Raw genomic sequence first — 21,376 nt, forward strand, 5'->3', positions numbered from 1 at the left:
GCTTCCGCTTTACGGGTGAGTAATTGAATATCTATCTGCCGCCCGAACGGGACCCGGAGCGGAGGCCGGCGCCGCGGGCCGCTACCCTGAGCCGGTCAACAAGCACCGAGAAAGGGTGGACCCAGTGGCGGACATCGAGAGCGCACGGGCGACGTTCAACAAGTTCGACGTGAACGGTGACGGCTTCGTCACGGCCGACGAGTACAGCGCGGCCATGAAGGCGATGGGCGACGCGTACGTCACCGGCGCGGTCGCGGACGCCGTGCTCGCCGCCAAGGACGCCAACGGCGACGGCCTGCTGAGCTTCGACGAGTTCTGGGCCGCCCTGAACAAGTAGGTCTGCGCGAAGCGGGTTCCCGCGCAGCAGGCCTCAGCGCCGCCCCCGCCCGCTCGCCGGGCGGGGGCGCGGTCATGCCGTGCCGCCGCCCGGGGGCGTCATGTCCTCCACCTCGGTGAGGGCCTCCTGGAGCCAGTGCAGCCAGAACGTCTCCAGGGCGATCCCGCCGTGCAGGACGAGCCGGCGCAGCCGGTCCTCCACGGCGTCCCGCTCCGGCGGGAAGTCCTTCTCCTCGATGGCCTGGTACTGGGCCAGCTGCCGCTGGTGCAGCTCCAGGTGGCGCCGCAGCTCCGGACCGAGCCCCTGCGGCCCGACCACCCCCGCCGCGCGGATGCGCAGCAGCAGGGGGTCGCGCATCGGCTTCGGGTCCTGGCTCTCGCCGACCCACCGCGCGAGCTCCGCGCCGCCCGCGGGCAGGACCTCGTACTCCTTCTTCTGCCCCCGCACGGGAACCTCGCTCGGCAGCTCCCGGATCAGTCCGGACTCCTCCAGCCTGCCGAGCTCGCGGTAGATCTGCTGGTGCGTCGCCGACCAGAAGAACCCGATCGACTTGTCGAACCGCCGGGTCAGCTCCAGCCCGGACGAGGGCTTCTCGAGCAGGGCGGTGAGGATGGCGTGCGGCAGCGACATGACGCCATCCTAGGTTTGCGGCCGCTCCGGCCGGTCTGCGGACGGCAAGGCGGACAGCGCATCAGGGGTCCGGGGACCCGGGACGCCCCCGGGCAGCAGGCCATGGGCGCGCAGGAAGGCCGTCACCGCCGGCGACCAGGCCTGGCGCAGGCCCGCCTCGGCGAGCAGGGCCGGATCCGAGAGCAGCGTCTGGGCCGCGCCCACCCGGATGCCCGACGGGGTCAGGACCGCGGCGTCGTCGGCCCACCGTACGGCCAGGTCCACGTCGTGGGTGGCCATCACCACCGTGGTTCCCGAGGCGCGCAGCCCCGCCAGGACGTCCAGCAGCCGCTCCTGGCCGTCCGGGTCGAGCCCGGCGGTCGGCTCGTCCAGGATCAGCACCCGCGGAGCCATCGCCACCGCGCCCGCGATCGCCGCGCGCTTGCGCTGCCCGTACGAGAGGAGGTGGGTCGGCCGGTCCCGCAGCCCCCTGATGTCCAGCGCGGCGAGCGCGGAGTCGACCCGCTCGCGGACCTCCCTCACCGGCAGGCCCAGGTTCATCGGGCCGAAGGAGACGTCCTGTTCCACCGACGCCGCGAACAGCTGGTCGTCCGGGTCCTGCACGACCAGCTGGACCGCCGTCCGCAGCCGGGTCAGGCCGGCGCGGTCGTACGAGACCGCCGCGCCGTCCAGGCACAGCTCGCCCGACCCCGGCCGTAGGCCGCCGCTCAGCAGCCGCATCAGCGTGGTCTTGCCGCTGCCGTTGCGGCCCAGCAGGACCAGCGCCCGGCCCTCGGCGATCCCGAAGTCGACTCCGCGGAGCACGGCGGGCCCGTCCTCGTACGCGTAGCCCGCGCCCACCAGTTCCACCAACGGCCTCACAGGTACAACTCCTTCAGTACGAGGGTCACGGCGGTCAGGCCGGTCAGCAGTGCGGCGCAGGCGGTCAGGAACCGCCAGGACAGCGTCGCCTCGGGGACGAGCACGCGCAGCGCGCCGTCGTAGCCGCGCCCGGCCAGGCCCGACTGGAGCCGCGCCGCACGGTCGAAGGCCCGTACGAACGAGGTCGCGGCGAGACCGCCCACCGAACGCCATGCCGCCGCCCGGCCGGTGGTGCCGAGCCGGGCCGCCTGGGCCTGCCGGATCCGGGAGAGGGAGTCCAGCAGCAGGAACCCGATCCGGTACATGACCAGGGCCACGTCCACCACCGGAGCCGGCACCCCCGCCCGGACCAGCCGCGGCAGCACGTCCGAGACCGGGGTGGTGAACGCGAACAGCAGCACACCGAGCGAGGCCGCCGAGGTGCGCAGCAGCAGCTCCGCGGCGTGCCGGGGGCCGTCCGGGGCCAGCGAGACGAACCCGCCGGGCCCGCCGACGGCGAACAGCAGCGGCAGCGCCCCCGTGACGCAGAAGCCGAGCGGGATCCGGAAGGCCCGCCACAGCTGCCGCCCGGCCACCCCGGCGGGGCCGAGGAGCACGGCGAGGGTGGCCGCGGCGACCAGCGGACCGCCGGGCCACGGCGGCAGGCACACCGCGGTGACCGTCAGCCCGATCCCCAGCAGGGCCTTCTCCAGCGGGTGGCGATGGCGCCAGCGGCTGCTGTGCGCCGCCGCGTCGATCGGCAGCACCGGCTACGACTCCGTGGCGGACGCGGACGCGGACGCGGCGGCCGCTGCCGCCGCACCCTGGCGGCGCCCCTTGCGGACGCCGAAGTAGTACGCGAGCACGCCCGCCCCCAGCGCCGCCTGGAGGGCGAACAGCGCCGACTCGATCTCCGCGGACGGGGGTTCGTACAGCGGCGAGAACCAGGGCTCGTAGTCCGGCTTCAGCTCGGTGATCGCCGCCTCCGCCTGCCCGTCGGCGCCGCTGAACGGTTCCTCCTTGCCCTCGCCCAGGCCCAGCGCGAGCGGGAGCACGGCCAGCGCCGCCACCAGGAGCAGCAGCAGGGTGTTGATCTTCGCGTTCCTGGTCATCAGGCCGACGCCTCCTGCTTCGTCCCGGATCCGGTGAGCTTCGCGACGCCGAGCCGGACCAGGTCCGACTTGCTGGACTGCATCAGCAGCCGCATCACGAGTACCGTCAGCAGCCCCTCGCTGACCGCGAGCGGGATCTGGGTGAGCGCGAAGATGCCGGCGAACTTCTCCAGCGCGCCCAGGAATCCGGTGCCCTCGTCGGGGAAGGCCAGCGCCAGCTGGACGGAGGTCACGCAGTAGGTGACCAGGTCGGCGAAGAAGGCGCCGAAGAACACGGTCACCATCAGCGGCAGGCCCGCCTTCCGCAGCAGCCGGTAGACGCCGTAGCCCGCCCAGGGTCCGGCGATCGCCATGGAGAACACGTTGGCGCCGAGGGTGGTGAGCCCGCCGTGCGCCAGCAGCAGCGCCTGGAAGAGCAGGGTGATCGTGCCGAGCACCGCCATGATCGGCGGCCGGAAGAGGATGGCCCCGAGTCCGGTACCGGTCGGGTGGGAGCAACTGCCCGTCACGGAAGGGATCTTCAGGGCGGACAGGACGAACGTGAACGCTCCGGATGCTCCGAGCAGCAGCGTGCTCTCCGGATTGGCCTTCACCTCGCGGGTGAGGGCGCGTACTCCGTGTACGACAAAGGGAGCGGACGCGGCGCCCCAGGCGACCGCGTGCAACGGGGGCAGAAACCCCTCGGCTATATGCATGAGTGGGGAAGACCTCTCCAGCACCTCGTGGATGGACAGCGCGCCCCGGCCGGTCTCCTGGCTCACGGGTACTGATGCCCGGACTCCGCCTTCCCGGGGCCGTGCGGTTTCCCGCGCGGGCCCAGTGGCTTCCGTAGGAGTGGAGCCGGACTTCCCGATCACAGTGGCGAGGGCCGCACCGGTTTCGCACCGGTTTCCCGAACACCAAGGCCCATTGACCCTAGTCGGCCGCGCGGAGAGGTGACAAACCGCTCCGAACACCACCAGGCGGTGCCCGGAGTACGGCAGGTGGCCCAGCCCGCCGGGCGCACGGGGGAGCGGCCTGGTGAAGTGGAGGGCGCAGTGCGGTACACGTTCCCCCACCAGGGCGGTACGCGAGCCCTGCTCGCTCCTGCCGCGTGAAGGAGACAGAACGATGGCGGAGGCGGGAGAGACGTACGGGGACCTGCGGGCCCTGGTGATCAACTGCACGCTCAAGCGGTCGCCGGAACGCAGCCACACGGAGGGTCTGATCGACCTCAGCCGCGGCATCATGGAACGCCAGGGCGTCCAGGTCGAGGTCGTGCGGGCGGTGGACCTCGACATCGCCACGGGTGTGTGGCCGGACATGACCGAGCACGGCTGGGAGACGGACGAGTGGCCGGTCGTCTACAGCAAGGTGATGGGCGCCGACATGCTGACGCTGGCCGGGCCGGTGTGGCTGGGTGACAACTCCTCGGTCATGAAGCAGGTCGTCGAACGTCTCTACGCGTGTTCTTCGATCCTGAACGAGGCCGGCCAGTACGCCTACTACGGCCGCGTGGGCGGGTGTCTGATCACGGGCAACGAGGACGGTGCGAAGCACTGCGCGATGAACGTGCTGTACAGCCTGCAGCACCTCGGGTACGTGATCCCGCCGCAGGCGGACGCGGGCTGGGTGGGGGAGGCCGGCCCCGGTCCCTCGTACCTCGACCCCGGTTCGGGCGGTCCCCAGAACGACTTCACCAACCGCAACACCACCTTCATGACCTGGAACATGCTCCACATGGCGAGGATGCTGAAGGACGCCGGCGGCATCCCCGCCCACGGCAATCAGCGCTCGGAGTGGGACGCGGGGTGCCGCTTCGACTTCGAGAACCCCGAGCACAGGTGAGGGACGGTCCGGCAGGCACCCGGGCACGTACCTCCGGGATCCACGGAGGGGAGGGCGGCTCAGATCGACCGCGAGCGATTCATGAGAACGCTGACGTTCTGGCTGCGTCCGGCATTCGCGCTTCGCGTGGTGAACCGATTCCAGAGAATCGCGGGGTTCGATCGCTCGATGGCGCTGGCTTCCAGCATGCTGACCACGATGGTCTCCCTCGCGATCCTCTGCGGTGCCGTTCTGGCCGGCATCGGTGACAAGGACGTCGCCGACCGGATCATCGAACGGTACGGCCTCACGGGGGCCGGAGCCGATGCGGTGCGGCAGATCTTCTCCTCGGCCGCCGACACGAGCGTCGGCGTCCTCGGGGCCCTGTTCCTGCTGATCTCCACGCTGAGCTTCGCGCGGGCGGTGCAGCGGTTGTTCGAGCAGACGTGGCAGCTGAGGCCCCTGAGCGTGCGCAACACAGTGAACGACGCGAAGTGGGCCCTCGTCTTCGTGCTCTACGTGCCGCTGAGCGGCTGGCTCGTCGCCGTCACCGGCCGCGGACACCTCACGCTGGCGGTGAGCCTGCTCGAAGCGTTGCTGACCGGGCTCTTCCTCATCTGGGGCGGCTGGATCCTCTCGGCGAAAAGGATCGCCTGGCGTGATCTCCTGCCGTTCGGAGTCGTCGCGTCCGTCTCGACGGCGATCTATTTCGTGGCCGCGGAGCTCTATCTGCCGCGCCTGTTCAACTCCTACGCCGACCGCTACGGCGCGGTGGGCGTGGTCTTCGCGATGCTCTCGTCGTTCTTCGCCATCGTGCTGGTCGTGGTGGGGTCGGCGGCGCTCGGCCGGGAGGTGCACGACGAACTCCGCCGGATCCGCCGGGGCGAGCGGCCGCCCGATGACGAGATCCGCCGCGAATGGGACAACGTGGTCGGCCAGATGAGAGAGCGGTGGCACACCACTCGGGGGAAGATCACCCGCTTCCGGCCGGCCAGGAAGCCGAAACGGCCCTGAGCCTTCCCGTTCAGACGTCGGGGGTGGCGACGATGTGGCCGGCGGAGACGGCAGCGGTGAGTGCGGCGTGATCGGAGACGGTCTGGTCGGCGTAGGTGAGTGCGAAGTCGGCGACGGCCCGGTCGAAGGTGTCGCCCTTGCCGAGGTAGCCGGCGATGGCGATGCGGTCGCCGGAGCGGGCGTGGGCGCGGGCCAGGGCGACCCCGCACAGTCCGGCGTAGTCGCGGAGCGCGGACGGGCTCATGGTCTCGACCACCGCCGATCCCTTCATGTCGCGCAGCTGGCGGCAGTAGAAGTGGCGCCCTTCCGGTCCGGTCGTCCAGCCGAGGAAGATGTCGCCGGTGGCCTGCATCAGCCGCTGCCCCGCGACCACCCGGTGGCCGTGATGATCATGACTGTCGGCCGGCAGGTGTGCCTCCAGTACCGACGGCACGGCCTCCTTGAACTGGAGGAAGAGCGGGTCCTGCTCGTCGCGGCCGGTCAGCAGGGCGATGTAGCAGCGCGTGCCCACGCTTCCCACGCCGACGACCTTCCGGGCCGCATCGACGAACCGGTAGCGGTCCAGGAGGAGGCGGCGCTCCTCGGGGAGGGTGCTGCGGTACTTCCTGAAGATCTTGTCGACGGCCTGTGTAGCGCGTCGGCCGGCGGCCTCCAGCAGAGGGGGGTCGTCGATGATGTGCCGACGTCCGTCCCGGATCTCGGTGAGCTTGTCGAGCGCCTGCAGGCTGGTGCGTCTGCGGGCGCGCTCCAGGTTCGCCTCGGCCCGTCCCCGGAGCTTTCGCTCGCGGATCAGGGGGAGTACCTCGTAGGGGTCGATCCGCTGGTACCAGACGGCGAGTTCGCCCTGCTCGGCCAGCTGCAGCATGGTGCGCCGGTACGCCTCGGCCGCGGTGAGAGCGGCTCGCCGCGCGCGTCCGTCACCTTGCCCCCGGTCGCGGGCGGCCACGGCGACACTGGCGGCGAGCCGTTTGACGTCCCATTCGAACGGGCCGGCCAAGGTCTCGTCGAAGTCGTTGAGGTCGAACAGCAAGGCCCGTTCGGGTGAGGCGAAGACGCCGAAGTTCATCAGGTGCGCGTCACCGCAGAGCTGGACGGTCAGACCGGTGTTCGGTACGGCGGCCAGGTCCGCGGCCATGACGGCGGCCGCGCCGCGCAGGAAGGTGAACGGGGAGACCGCCATCCGTCCGTAGCGGATCGGCAGCAGCTCGACCACCCGGTCGGCGGCCTGCCGCTGCAGCACCCGCAGGGGATCGGGCCGGTCCGCGGCAGGGGCCCACCGGCCGTGCGAGGCCCGGCTGACCTGCTTGCGGACCGCGCGCCCGATCCCGGCCCGATCGGCTGGACTGGTCATGGTCTGCTCCTTGTCGCTCCGCACCCTGACCGAACGGCGGGGACGGCGGATAGCGGGCGAGGCCTATTCCTCTTCCTTCGTCGCGGCTGCTTGCAGGGTCGGCCACTTCAGTTCGATCTCCAGCTCGATCTCCCCGTCGCCGACCTCGACCTCGATTTCGGTGCGCAGTTCGTCGGGGATCCGCAGGGTCAGCGTTCCGGGCCCGAGGTCCAGTTCCGCCTTGCCGCCGCGCCTGAGGGCGTCCGCGAGAGCGGAGAGCTGGTCGGCGGCCTCAAGGCGGGTCAGCGAACGCTTCTGCTCGAATTCGAGGTCCTTCACGGCTGACTCCAACCTGGCGGGAACGGCAGACACGGCCAATTGTGACGTCATGTGCCAGAACGGGCATCTTCATGCCCGCGCCGCCGGGCGGGCGAAGGCCAGTGCGACGACTTCGCGCCAGTCGGGGGGCGGAGGGGGCGTGCGGGACCCGGGCCGGTCCTTGGGTACCAGGACTCGCAGGGCGCCCGGACGGACGGTGCAGGTGACGGGGGTGGGCAGGGACAGGGCCTCCCCGTCCACGGCGACCGCGATGCGGTCGCCGTCCGAGGTGACGACGATCCTGCGGGAGGTCAGTACGTGCAGACCTGCCGCACGGGCGCCTCTGACGGCGATGTCCGCCGCCTGGGCCGCATTGCCCACCCGAATCCCGATGACACCCAGCGACCCCCGGTCCAGCCGGGGCCTGCGGCCGGCCGCGGACATGGGATCGGGGGTGGAGTACGGGTTGTTGCTGACCAGGAGGGCCTGCTGGGACTCCAGCTTAGTGTCGTCCGTCTGGGCGTCGAGCGGGCGGCCGGAGTATCCGAGCAGGAGGTCCGGCAGCGCGTCCAGGATCGAGCCCGCCTTGGCGTCGCGGTATTCCGGGCGTTGCACGACCTGTGCGTAGACGCCGAACGAGGCCGTGTTGACGAAGGCGCGGCCGCCCACGACGCCCAGGTCGATCCGGAGTTCCTCCCCGTCGGTCAGCGCGGCCAGGCAGCGGGACGGGTCCTCCCGGTCCAGGCCGAGGTCCATGGCGAAGTGGTTCCTGGTGCCCGCGGAGATCGCCAGGAACGGCAGGCCGTGCTCGGCGGCCACCTCGGCCACCCGGGCCTGGGTGCCGTCGCCGCCCGCCACCCCCAGCAGGTCCGCGCCCTCGGAGACCGCCCGGCGGGCGATCGCCGCCAGGTCCGTCTCGCCCTCGCCGCCCAGCAGCACGACCCGGGCGCCCAGCGCCTCGGCCTTCTCGACCAGACCGAAGCGGCCGACCTTGCCGCCGCCGGACTTCGGGTTCATGATCAGCACCGGATGCCGGGGGAGGGCGCACGGGACCGCACGCATGCCTTCGGGTTGCCGCGCGCGCAGCAGCGCCCACCGTGAGCACGCCACGGCGGCCGCCCACAGTGCGATCGCGGCCAGCAGGGTGGGCCACAGGCCCTCCCGGGTGTACAGCACCAGGACGGCCACGGGCGCGGCCACCGCGACCAGCGTCCCGGCCGCCCGCACCGCCCCGCGATGGGACAGCGCCCACCAGGTACCCATCGCCGTGAGTGCCGAACAGGCCACCCCGGCGGCGAGGATGACCAGACCGCCGAACCCGCTCGCCACCACCAGCGACACCGCCGCACCCAGCGCGCAGACCAAGGCCAGGCGCGCCGACGCGCGTGCGCGCGCCGGCGTGCCGGAACCGGGCGACAGGGACACCGTCCTCACCCGCCGCGGATGGTGCTCAGGATTGGGATTGGGATTCGGCTTCGGCCACGGCGATGGCGATCCCCAGAGCCTCCGTGATGTGGGTGGCCGCGGACATGACGCGGGCGGTGCCCACGATCGGCGCGATGGCCACCAGGACGTCCTGGAGCTTCTGTGCGTCCACGCCGGATTCCATGGCGGGGCCGGCGTGGGCGACGTAGGACATCGCGGGCGCGTCCATGGCGACGAGCGCGGCGATGCGGGTGAGGATGAGGGTGTCCGCGGACAGGCCGCACCGCTCGAGCGAGTCGAGCGTCATGGCGGCGAGGGTGTCGAGGACAGGAGTTTCGGACGCAGACGTCATGCGGTTCATCTCCTGACGGGATCGGGGGCTGACGCCGTCAGTGGAGGGGAACCGGGTTCTCCTGCGGCGTATCCCTGTCCATCGACCTTAGGAACATTTCGGACCGTACGCATCCCGGCGGCGGCGGCGCGGTGCGCGCCGCCGCCCGGGCAAGCCGCGGTTCAGCACTGGTTCTGGTGCGCGATGTCCACGACGAACCGCTCCGGCGAGTGCAGGGAGAAGGTGCGGTAGTAGGGGACCGTGTCGAAGGCGGCGCCGAAGGTCACGTACCCCTCGAAGTCGCCGGTCAGGGCGAGGCCCTTGAGCTTGCTGAGGTTGATCTTCTGGAGCCGGGGCCCCTGGTAGGTGCTGTGCCCCGCGTCGTCGTGGGCGGCGGCGGGGTTGAGGCGGATCTCCAGGAAGTGCTTCCCGGCCAGCGGTACGGGCTTGCCGGACCCGTCGTAGACCAGGTGCGGTACGGGGGTGACGCTCACCCCGGGGACGAACCCCTGCAGGTCGATGACGATCCGGTCGTACGTGGGGTGCCCGCCCCAGCGGGCATTGACGACGAGCGGCGTCTGGTTCTGGGTCCGGGTGGCGATGGCGGCCGAGGCCGGAACGGCGGACGAGAGCCCGGCGGCGAGCAGGGCGCCGGAGGCAAGGGCCACGATCCGGCGGAAGGGCGGGTGGATCATGACGTCCCCTCGATTCTCGGGAGGCGGGGACTTGTGACACAGCCTAGGACGCCGTAGCGGACCCGGCAGTTCCACTTCCCCTTCCCTGATTCCGCAGGTAAGCAACTCCCCTTGGTGGCAGGCTGGTTGCGTGGAATCCGACCCGCTCGACACAGGAGAGAACCGGATGCGTCGACGCCGCTTTCCGCGCCGTGGAACGGTCGCCGTGGCCCTGGTCCTGGCGGCCACCGCCTGCGGCGGCGACGCGGACCGAGAGGTCTCGCAGGAAGGCAAGGGAGGCTACCGCTGGGCGGCCACGGACGAGATCTGCAATGCGCTGCCGTACGGCGAGCTCGCCGACCCGCTGGGTTCGCGGGACGAGGCCGCGGACCGGATCAAGCGGTCCGGCGGGGGCGCCCCGGGCGTCGAGTGCGTCCAGCCGCTCGTCGAGTCCGGCCCGGCGAAGTACGGGGGCGTCAAGGTCGAGCTGGACCTCGCCTACACCGAGAGCGTCGACTTCGCGAAGGACGTCTTCGCCAGGAGCCGGGAGGACACGGCCAAGGCCATGCCGGACAGCGGCCTCACCGAGGCGAAGGGCGTCGGCAAGGAGGCCTACCGGTTCGCCTACAACAAGCCGACCGAGCTGCGCCAGGTCCGTGAGCTGCGCCTGCGCGACAGCAACCTGATGATCGACGTGACGGTCACGGCCGAAGCGCGCACCGAGCCCACCCCCGAGAGCCTGAAGGCGTACGACGCGTCGGTGGACGACTTCGCCAAGGGCGTCCTCAAGGCCCTGCGCCGCGGATAGCACCACGGAGGGCGCCGGACAGCGCGCAGGGCCCGGCGCGTGCGCCGGGCCCTGCGTGTCACCTGCCGTGGATCAGCACTCGATGACGTTGACCGCGAGGCCGCCGCGGGCGGTCTCCTTGTACTTCACCTTCATGTCCGCACCGGTCTCCTTCATGGTCTTGATGACCTTGTCGAGGGAGACCTTGTGGCTGCCGTCGCCGCGCATGGCCATCTTGGCCGCCGTGACGGCCTTGACCGCCGCCATGCCGTTGCGCTCGATGCAGGGGATCTGGACGAGGCCGCCGACCGGGTCGCAGGTCAGGCCCAGGTTGTGCTCCATGCCGATCTCGGCCGCGTTCTCGACCTGCTCCGGGGTGCCGCCCAGGACCTCGGCGAGGGCGCCGGCCGCCATCGAGCAGGCCGAGCCCACCTCGCCCTGGCAGCCGACCTCGGCGCCGGAGATCGAGGCGTTCTCCTTGAAGAGCATGCCGATCGCGCCCGCGGCGAGGAGGAAGCGGACCACGCCGTCCTCGTCCGCGCCCGGCACGAAGTTCATGTAGTAGTGCAGAACGGCGGGCAGGACCCCGGCCGCGCCGTTGGTGGGCGCGGTGACGACCCGGCCGCCCGCCGCGTTCTCCTCGTTGACCGCCATCGCGTAGATCGTCGTCCACTCGCTGCGGTGCATCATCGGGTCGCCCTCGGTGCGCAGCTGGCGCGCCGTGGAGGCGGCGCGGCGCTTGACGCGCAGGCCGCCCGGGAGGATGCCCTCGCGGGACATGCCGCGCGCGACGCAGGACTGCATGACGCGCCAGATCTCCAGCAGGCCCTCGCGGATCTCTTCCTCGGTGCGCCAGGCCTTCTCGTTCTCCAGCATGAGGGAGGAGATCGACAGGCCGGTCTCGTTCGCCAGGCGCAGCATCTCGTCGCCGGAGCGGAAGGGGTACTTCAGCACCGTGTCGTCGAGCTTGATCCGGTCCTCGCCGACCGCGTCCTCGTCCACGACGAAGCCGCCGCCGACCGAGTAGTAGGTCTTCTCCAGCAGCGGGGCGCCGTCGGCGTCGTACGCGAAGAGCGTCATGCCGTTCGCGTGGTACGGCAGGGAGCGCCGGCGGTGCAGGATCAGCTGGGTCGGCTCGTCGAAGGCGATCTCGTGCCCATCGCCTATCTCCGTGCCGAGGAGGCGCAGGCGTCCGCTCTTGCGGATGCGCTCGACCTCGTCGTCGGCCGTCTCGACGTTCACGGTGCGGGGGGAGTGGCCCTCCAGACCCAGCAGGACCGCCTTGGGAGTGCCGTGGCCGTGGCCGGTCGCGCCGAGGGAGCCGAACAGCTCGGCACGGACGGACGCGGTCTGGGCGAGGACACCGTCCTTCTTCAGTCGCGTCACGAACATGCGCGCGGCGCGCATCGGGCCGACCGTGTGGGAGGAGGACGGGCCGATGCCGATGGAGAAGAGGTCGAAGACGGAGATGGCCACTGGCGGACTCCCTTGTCTGCTCGTGGGGTGGGAGGGGGCGGGAGATGTGGATTGATCGGAATTTGTCCGACAGACGAGCTTAACGCGGCGAAATGAACGGCTCGTCTGCCGGAAAGGGACCGAGGGGGGTCAGGCGGGTGTCACTCACGCTCCCGCACACGCCGGCCTGTGCGGCCATGCGCCGCATCCGCCCCGTCCCCGGTCATGGGAAGGGCCCGGCCGCTGCACGAGCGAGGCCGGGCCCTCCCGGTGCCACTAGAGCGACGGGTACAGCGGGAACTTCGCGGCGAGCGCCGAGACGCGCGCCTTGAGGCCCTCGGCGTCGTACGTCGGCTTCAGCGCCTGCGCGATGATCTCGGCGACCTCGGTGAAGGCCTCGGCGTCGAAACCGCGGGTGGCCAGCGCCGGCGTACCGATCCGCAGACCCGAGGTGACCATCGGGGGCCGCGGGTCGTTCGGGATGGCGTTGCGGTTGACCGTGATGCCGACCTCGTGGAGGCGGTCCTCGGCCTGCTGGCCGTCCAGCTCGGAGTTGCGCAGGTCGACCAGGACCAGGTGCACGTCGGTGCCGCCGGTGAGGACGTCCACGCCCACGGCCTTGACGTCGTCCTGGACCAGGCGGGCGGCGAGGATCTTCGCGCCCTCCAGGGTGCGCTCCTGGCGCTCCTTGAACTCGGGCGAGGCGGCGACCTTGAAGGAGACCGCCTTGGCCGCGATCACGTGCTCCAGCGGGCCGCCCTGCTGACCCGGGAAGACCGCGGAGTTGATCTTCTTGGCCAGCTCCTGCGTCGACAGGATGACACCGCCGCGCGGACCGCCGAGGGTCTTGTGCGTGGTGGTGGTGACGACGTGGGCGTGCGGCACCGGGTTCGGGTGCAGACCCGCGGCGACCAGGCCCGCGAAGTGCGCCATGTCGACCATCAGGTACGCGCCGACCTCGTCCGCGATGCGGCGGAAGGCGGCGAAGTCCAGCTGGCGCGGGTAGGCGGACCAGCCCGCGACGATCAGCTGCGGCTTGGACTCCTTGGCGAGGCGCTCGACCTCGGCCATGTCGACCTCGCCGGTCTCGTCGACGTGGTACGGGACCACGTTGTAGAGCTTGCCGGAGAAGTTGATCTTCATGCCGTGGGTCAGGTGACCGCCGTGGGCCAGGTTCAGGCCCATGATCGTGTCGCCCGGCTTCAGCAGCGCGAACATCGCGGCGGCGTTCGCCTGCGCGCCCGAGTGGGGCTGCACGTTCGCGTGCTCGGCACCGAACAGCGCCTTGATGCGGTCGATCGCGATCTGCTCGACCACGTCGACGTGCTCACAGCCGCCGTAGTAGCGGCGGCCGGGGTAGCCCTCGGCGTACTTGTTGGTCAGGACCGAGCCCTGGGCCTCCATGACGGCGACCGGAGCGAAGTTCTCCGACGCGATCATCTCGAGGGTGGACTGCTGGCGCACGAGCTCGGCGTCGACGGCTGCGGCGACGTCGGGGTCGAGCTCGTGGAGAGGGGTGTTCAGTACGGACATCAGGATCCCCTGGGGTCAGTTACCGGCGGTGAGCTTGGTGTACTCCTCGGCGGAGAGCACGTCCTTGGGCTCCTCCGAGATGCGCACCTTGAACAGCCAGCCGCCCTCGAAGGGAGCGGAGTTCACCAGGGCCGGGTCGTCGACGACGTCCTGGTTGAACTCGACGATCTCGCCGGAGACGGGGGAGTACAGGTCGCTGACCGACTTCGTCGACTCCAGCTCGCCACAGGTCTCGCCCTCGGTGACGGTCTCGCCGACCTCGGGGAGCTGGGCGTAGACGACGTCACCGAGCGCGTTGGCCGCGAACTCGGTGATGCCGACCGTCGAAACGCCGTCAACGGCGTCCGACAGCCACTCGTGCTCCTTGGTGTAACGCAGCTGCTGGGGGGTGCTCATGACCTGATTCTCCTGGATGCGGGGGAGTGGATACGAACTGTGGTCTTGGGTACTGAGACGGCGCCGTACGGATGTCCGTACGACTGCCTGCGCGCCGGGTCGTGCGAAGTGTTACTTCTGCCGCTTGTAGAAGGGCAGGGCCACGACCTCGTACGGCTCATGCGTACCGCGAATGTCGACGCCGACGCCGGAGGTGCCGGGCGCGGCGTGCGCCGCGTCCACGTACGCCATCGCGATCGGCTTGCCGAGCGTCGGGGACGGGGCGCCGGAGGTGACCTCGCCGATGACCTGTCCGTCGGCCACGACCGGGAAACCGGCGCGCGGCACGCGGCGGCCCTCGGCGATCAGGCCGACCAGCTTGCGCGGCGGGTTCGTGGCGGCGCGCTCGGCGGCGGCCTCCAGTGCGGCGCGGCCGACGAAGTCCCCCTCCTTCTCGAACTTCACGACCCGGCCCAGCCCCGCGTCGAAGGGGGTGAGGGAGGTGGTCAGCTCGTGCCCGTACAGCGGCATGCCCGCCTCCAGGCGCAGGGTGTCGCGGCAGGACAGCCCGGCCGGGACCAGGCCGACGCCCTCGCCCGCCTTGGTCAGCGCCTGCCACAGCTCCACGGCGTGCTCGGGGGCGACGAACAGCTCGAAGCCGTCCTCGCCGGTGTAGCCCGTACGCGCGATCAGCGCCGGAACCCCGGCCACCGTGCCCGGCAGTCCTGCGTAGTACTTGAGCCCGTCCAGGTCGGCGTCGGTGAGGGACGCCAGGATGCCGGGGGACTCCGGGCCCTGCACCGCGATCAGCGCGTAGGCGTCGCGGTCGTCGCGGACCTCGGTGTCGAAGCCGGCGGCGCGCTCGGTCAGGGCGTCGAGGACGACCTGGGCGTTGGAGGCGTTGGCGACGACCATGTACTCGGTCTCGCCGAGGCGGTAGACGATCAGGTCGTCGACGATCCCGCCGTCCTCCTGGCAGATGTGCGTGTAGCGGGCGCGGCCGACGCCGACCGTGGAGATGTTGCCGACCAGCGCGTAGTCCAGGGCCTTGACGGCCTCCGGGCCGGTCAGGGTGATCTCGCCCATGTGGGACAGGTCGAAGAGACCGGCCTTGGTGCGTACGGCGTTGTGCTCGTCGCGCTCGCTCGCGTACCGCAGCGGCATGTCCCAGCCCGCGAAGTCGGTCATGGTCGCACCGAGGGAACGGTGCAGCGCATCGAGGGCGGTCAGACGGGGGGCAGTGCTCATGGGTGTGGCTCCCGAGTCCCAGGGCATGACATGACGAGGAGGGTCCTCCCCATCTGTCATCGGAACCTGAGAGGTTCGCCGAGAGTTCCTGGTTGCCCGGATCTTCGGCTTGCACCTTGGGTGGAGCTGTCGGACAGCTCGCTTTTCAGATCTGCCTCATCCACGCGGTACGGGGCCTGAGAGATTCAAGGGAGGTTCTTGCTCCTTCGGCGCCCGCGCACGGCCTTGCGGCGTGCCGGGACTCTCCCGCGCGGATTCAAGCGGCCGGTATGCAGTTGGTCCAGATGGCGCACATCATTGCACGCCACCGCCGTGATCGGGGGTGGGGCCCCGAAAGTTCGTGCGGCGCTGGGACGGCCGGACCGGAACCGGGGCCGCCGGATTACCGTCTCTTTACACTCAGTGGGCAAGGGTCCTGGTGACCCGATTCGGGGGAGGCGATCACTGTGCGGAGATTCGTAGGTGTGGCGGCCGCGGCGACCGTGGACGCGGTGCCCGCGCAGCCCGGTGCGCGCGTGCGGAGCGGGCCGGCCGGCCCCGTCCGGGACCTCCGCGGCCCGGGAGCGGGCGGCCCGCAGGCCCTCGCCTTCGCGGCGGGCGACATCGTCGTGGTGTCCGGCCTGCCCGGCGGCGGCAAGAGCACGCTGATCAAGCGCGCGGCGGCCGGGGGCGGGGCCATCGACTCCCAGGACACCCGGGAGCGCTGGGAGCGGCGGATGCCGCGGACGCTGCCGTACGCGGTCTACCGGCCGCTGGTGCGCGGCGCCCACTACTGGGGCCTGTGGCGGACCCTCCGCTCCGGGACCTCGATGATCGTCCACGACTGCGGCACGCAGAGCTGGGTACGGGGCCTGCTCGCGGCGGTCGCCCGCCGCCGGGGACGGGCGCTGCACCTGCTCCTGCTGGACAGCAGCCCCGCGGAGGCCCTGGCAGGGCAGGCGGCGCGGGGGCGCCGGGTGTCGGCGTACGCCTTCGCCCGCCACCGGGGCGCGGTTACCCGCCTGCTGCGCGCCGCGGAGGCCGGCCACCCGCCCGCGGGCTGCGCCTCGGCGACCCTCCTGGACCGCGCCTCCGCCTCCGCGGTGACGCGGATCGTGTTCCACCCGTAAGCGCCGGGTGCGGCGCCGTTGCGGGGGCCGTTTCCCGGACCCCCGCTCCTCGGACGCCGCAGGGGCTGAAGGATCCGGCCCCGGCAGCGGCGGCGCACCCCGGGCCGATAACCTCGGCCACGACGATCCGCGGAACCAACGGAGGCACACGCACATGCAGGGCAGCGGCTGGCCGGACAATGAGCTGGAGCAGGTGCTCGGGGCGGCGCTCGGGCAGCCGGACGCGGGCGGGCGGATCCTGGAGGTGCTCGGCCGCAGCCAGGTGTGGGTGCCCCTGCCCGGCGGCGGCGGGCGGGACTCGGCCGCCCTGGACCTGCCCACGATGGACATCGGCGGGGCCGCGTACGTCCCGGTCTACAGCTCCGAGGCCCAGTTCCTCGCCTGCGTCGGCCCGGGCATGGACTTCGCGGTGGCCCCCGCCGTCGAGTTCGCCCGCGGTCTGCCCCCGCAGCTCGGCATCGCCCTCAACCCCGAGGGGGCCGTCGGCGTCCCCCTGCCCCCGCCCGCCGTCGCCGAGCTGTGCCGCACCGGCCGGACCCCGCTCGACGGCCCGACCACCGGCGGCCGGGTGCGGCTCTACGAGCCCGACTGGCAGGAGGACCCGGTGGACTTTCTGGCCGCGGCCGCCGAGGAGTTCCGCGCCACCGGCGTGGTCGCCGCCGCACACCGATGCCTCGCCAGCGTCGAGGGCGGGGAGCCGGAACTGTTCATCGGTGTCCGACTGGTGGGATGGGAGGCCGGGATGCGAAACGCCCCGATGGAGGCCCTCGGCCGGGCCCTGACCCGCGTACCGGCGCCCTGGCCCGTGCAGTTGATCCTCCTCGACGCCGCCCAGGACCCGGTCACAGAGTGGATTCGTGAGCGCGTACGCCCCTTCTACCTCCCATAGGGCCGCTTAAGCTGTTGGTACGCGTGGACGACGGGCGGACGAAGAGGGGTACCGGGTGAGTGCGTCAGGCACGGCCGCGGCCGGGCAGGTCGAGCACATGCTCCGCCAGGTGACTCCCGGGCGGTATGAGAGTTATGAGTCGCTTCTGCACGCCCTCTCCGAGGGCCGGCTGTGGATGCTCCTCTGGCAGGGACAGCCGGGCTCCCCGGACGCCCAGTACGGCGGCATGGAGGTCGAGAGCCTCGGGTACGCGCCCTGCGTGACCTCCCCGCAGGAACTGGCCGCCAGCGGCTGGAACCGGGGCTACGAGGTGGTCACCGGGCGGGACATCGCCCGCGCGCTCTATCCGGACCGCTGGGGCCTGTGGCTCAACCCGCACGCCCAGGGCGGCGGCCTCGGCATCCCCTGGGCCGACCTGCGCCGGATCGCGACCGGCCTGGACCGGATGCCGGCCGGGCCGTTGCGGCTGTCCGAGCCCGCCATCGAGCTCCCGCAGTTCTACGGGCTGCTGACCCAGCACGCGCACCGCACCCCGGCCGTCCGGTCGCTGCGCCGCGCGTGGGTGCAGCCCGCGCTCGGGTCCCCGTACCTCGCGGTCGGGCTCGACCTGTACGACGCCTCCGCGCCCGCGCTGGAATCCGTACGGGAGATGATGCGCCAGTCGGTCGGCGTGGTCCCCGAGGGCGTCCCGGTGTGCACGGTCGCGCTGGCGGACGAGCACGACCCCGTCGCGATGTGGCTGCGCGCGCAGACCCGCCCCTTCTACGACCGCGAGGGCCAGGCGCCGCCCTACTGATCGGCGCCGGACGAGCGCTCCCGCCCCGATCCCCAGACATCCGCATATCGCGACATCTGTGTCGAAGGCCGCACCGGACCCCATCGGTGCGGCCTTCGGCGTATCCGCCGACTCCACCCAAGAACCGTGCCTGAAATGGCAGTTGGGCCGGATGTCCGTTCCGCGTCGAAGGGGAGGTGTTTCACCGCTCAACAGGGCGCGCGGTTCGGATAACGGAAGGTGTAGACGCAGATCACGGTTGCGCATCACATCACCGGCAGGTCTGGCGGGCGCTCAAGCGCCCGATGAAGACTCCCCACCCAAGAGCCCGGTCAGTCCTTCGACACCCGGCTCGGCACGCGCACTTCGCTTGTTGTTCGGCACAGCAATTCCCGCAGTTCCTGCACTTCACACGCGTCCTGTGTGTCCCACGCACTCCAAGCGCCACTCCGCACCAACGCCGCCACAGCGGCGGGCATGGGCCGGCCACCCGTCGGCCGAGAGGGGTCCCCACCACGATGACGGCACCACTGCATGACACGAGCGCGGAAACACCCGCACCTGTGTCCGTAGCCGACGTCCCAGCCAAGGCCATCGAAGGCCGCTCGCCCGGCCGCATCGCCTGGATGCGGCTCAAGCGCGACAAGGTCGCGCTGACCGGCGGCGTGGTCGTGATCCTCCTGATCCTGGTGGCGGTCTTCGCGCCGCAGATCGTGAGCCTGCTGGGCCACCCGCCCAACGAGTTCCACGAGGACCTGATCGACCCGGACCTGGGCACGCCGCTCGGTTCCTTCGGCGGCATGAGCTCCGACTTCCTGCTGGGCGTCGAACCCACCAACGGTCGCGACGTGTTCAGCCGGATCGTCTTCGGCGCCCGCATCTCGCTGGTCGTCGCCTTCCTGGCGGCCTTCGTGTCGGTCGCCATCGGCAGCCTGCTCGGCGCCCTCGCCGGGTTCCTCGGTGGCTGGGTCGACGGCCTCATCAGCCGCACGATGGACCTGCTGCTGGCCTTCCCGCAGCTGCTGTTCACCATCGCCCTGGTCTCCGTGGTCCCCAACTCCCTCTGGGGGTTCGAGGGTTCGGGCGTCCGCATGGGCGTACTGATCGTCGTCATCGGCTTCTTCGGATGGCCGTACATCGGCCGCATCGTCCGGGGCCAGACGATCTCCCTGCGGGAACGCGAGTACGTCGAGGCCGCGCGCAGCCTCGGGGCGGGCCGCGGCTACATCCTGATCAAGGAGCTGCTGCCCAACTTGGTCGCACCGATCCTCGTCTACGCGACGCTGATCATCCCGACCAACATCCTGACGGAAGCGGCCCTCAGCTTCCTCGGCGCCGGGGTCAAGCCGCCCACGGCCTCCTGGGGAAAGATGCTGTCCGACGCCGTCCCCATCTACCAGGACGACCCCATGTACATGGTGGTGCCCGGTATGACGATCTTTATCACCGTCCTGGCGTTCAACCTCTTCGGGGACGGGCTGCGTGACGCACTCGACCCCAAGGGCAACTGAACCGCTTCATCGATTCACCCACCATGGAGGTTGGACAACCGTGATCCGCAGAAAGCAGGCATTCGCGATCACCGCCGTGATCGCCGCCCTGTCGCTGACCGCCGCGTGCGGTGGCGACGACGGCAAGACCGAGGGGAAGGGCTCCGGTGCCGCCGCGTTCAACGCCGCCACCACCGGAGTCGTCAACCCGTCGGACGCCAAGGGCGGAGAGCTCAAGCTCTGGTCGCCGCAGGACGTCGACTACCTCGACCCGGCGCGCGCCTACTACGGCTTCGTCTGGGACATGCAGCGCCTGTACGTCCGCCAGCTGCTCGCGTACGACAGCAAGCCGGGCAAGGACGGCACCAAGCTGGTCCCGGACCTCGCCGAGGCCCTGCCGGTCCTGAGCAACGACGGCAAGACGTACACGCTCAAGCTCAAGGACGGCGTGAAGTTCGAGGACGGCACGCCGATCACCTCGAAGGACATCAAGTACGGCGTCGAGCGCAACTTCGCGCAGGACGTGCTGTCCGGCGGTCCGACCTACCTGATCGACCTGCTCGACCAGGGCCAGAAGTACCCGGGCCCGTACAAGGACACCGACCCCAACAAGATGGGTCTGAAGTCCGTCGAGACGCCGGACGACAAGACGATCGTCTTCAACCTGGCGAGCGCCAACTCCGACTTCAGCTACCTGCTGGCCATGCCGTCCTCCTCGCCGGTCCCGGCGGCCAAGGACACGGGCGCCACCTACACCAACAAGCCGGTCTCCACCGGCCCGTACAAGGTGGAGAGCTTCACCGCCGGCAAGGGCGCCACCTTCGTCCGCAACGAGAACTGGGACCCGAAGACCGACACGATCCGCAAGGGTCTGCCGGACAAGGTCTCCTTCACGGTGACCACCAACCCGGACGACATGGACCAGCGTCTGCTGTCGGGCGACATCGACCTCGCGGTCGACGGCACCGGCGTCCAGCAGGCCGCGAAGAACAAGATCCTCAAGGACGAGAAGCTCAAGGCGAACGCGGACAACCCGTTCACGGGCTACATCCGCTACTTCGTCTTCCCGCAGACCGTCGCGCCGTTCGAGAACATCGAGTGCCGCAAGGCCGTCATCTACGCGGCCGACCCGAAGTCCCTGCAGACCGCCCGCGGCGGCCCGACCAGCGGTGACCTCGGCGCCAACATGCTGCCGCCCGGCATCCCCGGCTCGGACAAGTCCTACGACCCCTTCGGTCTGACGAAGGGCGAGCCGCAGGAGGCCAAGGCCAAGGAGGCCCTCAAGGCCTGTGGCAAGCCGGACGGCTTCGAGACCACCATCGCCGTGCGCAACAACCGCGCTCCCGAGGTGAAGACCGCCGAGTCCCTCCAGGCGGCGCTCGCCAAGGTCGGCATCAAGGCGACGATCGACCAGTACGACGGCAAGCTCTCCTCCTCCACGATCGGTTCGCCCGAGAACGTGAAGAAGAAGAACTACGGCATCATCGTCATGGGCTGGGGCGCCGACTACAACTCCGGCGCGGGCTACCTGCAGCCGCTGGTCGACGGATCGTTCATCCAGCCGAACGGCAACAACAACTACTCGATGCTCGACGACCCCGAGATCAACGGCCTCTTCGACAAGGCCGCTTCCGCCGCCACGCCGGAAGCCGCCGCGCCGTTCTACACGGACATCAACAAGAAGGTCATGGAGAAGGCGCTCTACCTGCCGATCAACTTCGACAAGGCCTTCGTCTACCACAACCCGCGTCTGACCAACGTCTACTTCAACGACTCCATGGGCAAGATCGACCTTGCCACCGTGGGTATCGCCGCCAAGTAGTCCGGTCCGGTGCAGGAAATCAACCCAGCACGCAAGTAAGTAAGTGCCTTCACCGCACATGCGCTAGTCCGAAGGG

At 70.7% G+C, this 21,376-nt stretch carries 23 protein-coding genes and 2 riboswitches; of the genes, 9 read left to right on the forward strand and 14 right to left on the reverse strand.

From position 1 onward, the window contains the following. Positions 1-124: 124 nt before the first annotated feature. A complete protein-coding gene (locus tag ACFYOB_RS30965) occupies positions 125-337 on the forward strand; it encodes an EF-hand domain-containing protein (protein ID WP_362405074.1) in 213 nt (70 codons plus the stop codon). 72 nt (positions 338-409) lie between these two features. Here the strand turns inward: ACFYOB_RS30965 and ACFYOB_RS30970 are convergent, their stop codons facing one another. Genes ACFYOB_RS30970 through ACFYOB_RS30990 form a run of 5 tightly spaced genes read right to left on the reverse strand, consistent with a single transcriptional unit; the run spans position 410 to position 3,614 of the window. Continuing rightward, the gene (locus ACFYOB_RS30970; protein WP_388565386.1) at positions 410-967 is read right to left on the reverse strand and encodes a PadR family transcriptional regulator; all 558 of its coding nucleotides are present in this window, start codon (positions 965-967) and stop codon (positions 410-412) included. Positions 968-976: 9 nt separating this feature from the next. Then, the gene (locus ACFYOB_RS30975) at positions 977-1,828 is read right to left on the reverse strand and encodes an ATP-binding cassette domain-containing protein (RefSeq protein WP_388565389.1); all 852 of its coding nucleotides are present in this window, start codon (positions 1,826-1,828) and stop codon (positions 977-979) included. Then, positions 1,825-2,574: a cobalt ECF transporter T component CbiQ gene (gene cbiQ / locus ACFYOB_RS30980; RefSeq protein WP_388565392.1), complete on the reverse strand. Its 750-nt coding sequence runs from the start codon at positions 2,572-2,574 to the stop codon at positions 1,825-1,827. Before cbiQ ends, ACFYOB_RS30975 begins: the two co-directional genes overlap by 4 nt. Before the next feature lie 3 nt (positions 2,575-2,577). Beyond that, positions 2,578-2,919 (reverse strand): energy-coupling factor ABC transporter substrate-binding protein, encoded by a 342-nt coding sequence (locus ACFYOB_RS30985; RefSeq protein ID WP_388565395.1) that lies wholly within the window; start codon positions 2,917-2,919, stop codon positions 2,578-2,580. Further along, the gene (locus ACFYOB_RS30990) at positions 2,919-3,614 is read right to left on the reverse strand and encodes an energy-coupling factor ABC transporter permease (protein WP_388565574.1); all 696 of its coding nucleotides are present in this window, start codon (positions 3,612-3,614) and stop codon (positions 2,919-2,921) included. The genes ACFYOB_RS30985 and ACFYOB_RS30990 overlap by 1 nt, the downstream gene beginning before the upstream one ends. A gap of 29 nt (positions 3,615-3,643) precedes the next feature. Further along, positions 3,644-3,862, reverse strand: a riboswitch (cobalamin riboswitch). Between the two features lie 167 nt (positions 3,863-4,029). Here ACFYOB_RS30990 and ACFYOB_RS30995 point away from each other — a divergent pair. After that, on the forward strand, positions 4,030-4,746 hold the full coding sequence (locus tag ACFYOB_RS30995; RefSeq protein WP_388565398.1) for a flavodoxin family protein: 717 nt from the start codon (positions 4,030-4,032) through the stop codon (positions 4,744-4,746). A gap of 168 nt (positions 4,747-4,914) precedes the next feature. Continuing rightward, entirely contained in the window at positions 4,915-5,739 is an 825-nt protein-coding gene (locus ACFYOB_RS31000; RefSeq protein ID WP_388565401.1) for a hypothetical protein, read from the forward strand. Between the two features lie 10 nt (positions 5,740-5,749). On the opposite strand, the gene ACFYOB_RS31005 is transcribed toward ACFYOB_RS31000, so the two are convergent. From ACFYOB_RS31005 to ACFYOB_RS31025, 5 genes are all read right to left on the reverse strand, one after another. After that, the gene (locus tag ACFYOB_RS31005; protein ID WP_388565404.1) at positions 5,750-7,090 is read right to left on the reverse strand and encodes a DUF2252 domain-containing protein; all 1,341 of its coding nucleotides are present in this window, start codon (positions 7,088-7,090) and stop codon (positions 5,750-5,752) included. A gap of 63 nt (positions 7,091-7,153) precedes the next feature. Then, positions 7,154-7,408 (reverse strand): amphi-Trp domain-containing protein, encoded by a 255-nt coding sequence (locus tag ACFYOB_RS31010; protein WP_388565407.1) that lies wholly within the window; start codon positions 7,406-7,408, stop codon positions 7,154-7,156. A 69-nt stretch (positions 7,409-7,477) separates the two neighbouring features. Continuing rightward, complete coding sequence (locus tag ACFYOB_RS31015) at positions 7,478-8,821, reverse strand: diacylglycerol/lipid kinase family protein (protein WP_388565410.1); 1,344 nt, start codon at positions 8,819-8,821, stop codon at positions 7,478-7,480. A gap of 16 nt (positions 8,822-8,837) precedes the next feature. Continuing rightward, complete coding sequence (locus tag ACFYOB_RS31020; RefSeq protein WP_388565413.1) at positions 8,838-9,164, reverse strand: carboxymuconolactone decarboxylase family protein; 327 nt, start codon at positions 9,162-9,164, stop codon at positions 8,838-8,840. Positions 9,165-9,325: 161 nt separating this feature from the next. Further along, positions 9,326-9,838: a hypothetical protein gene (locus tag ACFYOB_RS31025; protein WP_388565416.1), complete on the reverse strand. Its 513-nt coding sequence runs from the start codon at positions 9,836-9,838 to the stop codon at positions 9,326-9,328. A gap of 130 nt (positions 9,839-9,968) precedes the next feature. Between ACFYOB_RS31025 and ACFYOB_RS31030 the strand changes: the two genes are divergently transcribed. After that, entirely contained in the window at positions 9,969-10,625 is a 657-nt protein-coding gene (locus ACFYOB_RS31030; RefSeq protein WP_388565418.1) for a hypothetical protein, read from the forward strand. A gap of 72 nt (positions 10,626-10,697) precedes the next feature. Here ACFYOB_RS31030 and ACFYOB_RS31035 read toward each other — a convergent pair whose 3' ends face one another. From ACFYOB_RS31035 to gcvT, 4 genes are all read right to left on the reverse strand, one after another. Then, positions 10,698-12,080 (reverse strand): L-serine ammonia-lyase, encoded by a 1,383-nt coding sequence (locus ACFYOB_RS31035; protein WP_388565420.1) that lies wholly within the window; start codon positions 12,078-12,080, stop codon positions 10,698-10,700. Positions 12,081-12,335: 255 nt separating this feature from the next. Next, on the reverse strand, positions 12,336-13,592 hold the full coding sequence (gene glyA, locus ACFYOB_RS31040) for a serine hydroxymethyltransferase (protein ID WP_388565423.1): 1,257 nt from the start codon (positions 13,590-13,592) through the stop codon (positions 12,336-12,338). A 15-nt stretch (positions 13,593-13,607) separates the two neighbouring features. After that, positions 13,608-13,988, reverse strand: coding sequence for a glycine cleavage system protein GcvH (gene gcvH, locus ACFYOB_RS31045; RefSeq protein ID WP_388565426.1), 381 nt, complete (start codon positions 13,986-13,988; stop codon positions 13,608-13,610). A 111-nt stretch (positions 13,989-14,099) separates the two neighbouring features. Beyond that, positions 14,100-15,215 carry a glycine cleavage system aminomethyltransferase GcvT gene (gcvT, locus tag ACFYOB_RS31050; protein ID WP_388565428.1) on the reverse strand — a complete coding sequence of 372 codons (1,116 nt, stop codon included), beginning with the start codon at positions 15,213-15,215 and terminating at the stop codon, positions 14,100-14,102. A 155-nt stretch (positions 15,216-15,370) separates the two neighbouring features. Beyond that, a riboswitch (glycine riboswitch) is annotated at positions 15,371-15,474 on the reverse strand. Between the two features lie 181 nt (positions 15,475-15,655). On the opposite strand from gcvT, the gene ACFYOB_RS31055 reads away from it, so the two are divergent. From ACFYOB_RS31055 to ACFYOB_RS31075, 5 genes are all read left to right on the forward strand, one after another. Further along, positions 15,656-16,324, forward strand: coding sequence for an AAA family ATPase (locus tag ACFYOB_RS31055; RefSeq protein WP_388565576.1), 669 nt, complete (start codon positions 15,656-15,658; stop codon positions 16,322-16,324). Between the two features lie 154 nt (positions 16,325-16,478). Then, on the forward strand, positions 16,479-17,213 hold the full coding sequence (locus tag ACFYOB_RS31060) for an enhanced serine sensitivity protein SseB (protein ID WP_388565431.1): 735 nt from the start codon (positions 16,479-16,481) through the stop codon (positions 17,211-17,213). 55 nt (positions 17,214-17,268) lie between these two features. Then, on the forward strand, positions 17,269-18,009 hold the full coding sequence (locus ACFYOB_RS31065; protein ID WP_388565433.1) for an enhanced serine sensitivity protein SseB C-terminal domain-containing protein: 741 nt from the start codon (positions 17,269-17,271) through the stop codon (positions 18,007-18,009). A 497-nt stretch (positions 18,010-18,506) separates the two neighbouring features. Continuing rightward, the gene (locus tag ACFYOB_RS31070) at positions 18,507-19,499 is read left to right on the forward strand and encodes an ABC transporter permease (protein WP_388565436.1); all 993 of its coding nucleotides are present in this window, start codon (positions 18,507-18,509) and stop codon (positions 19,497-19,499) included. 40 nt (positions 19,500-19,539) lie between these two features. Next, positions 19,540-21,300: an ABC transporter substrate-binding protein gene (locus tag ACFYOB_RS31075; protein ID WP_388565439.1), complete on the forward strand. Its 1,761-nt coding sequence runs from the start codon at positions 19,540-19,542 to the stop codon at positions 21,298-21,300. The last annotated feature ends 76 nt before the right edge of the window (positions 21,301-21,376 follow it).

The organism is Streptomyces sp. NPDC006463 (assembly GCF_042870715.1).
In the GTDB taxonomy this organism is placed as follows: Bacteria; Actinomycetota; Actinomycetes; order Streptomycetales; family Streptomycetaceae; genus Streptomyces.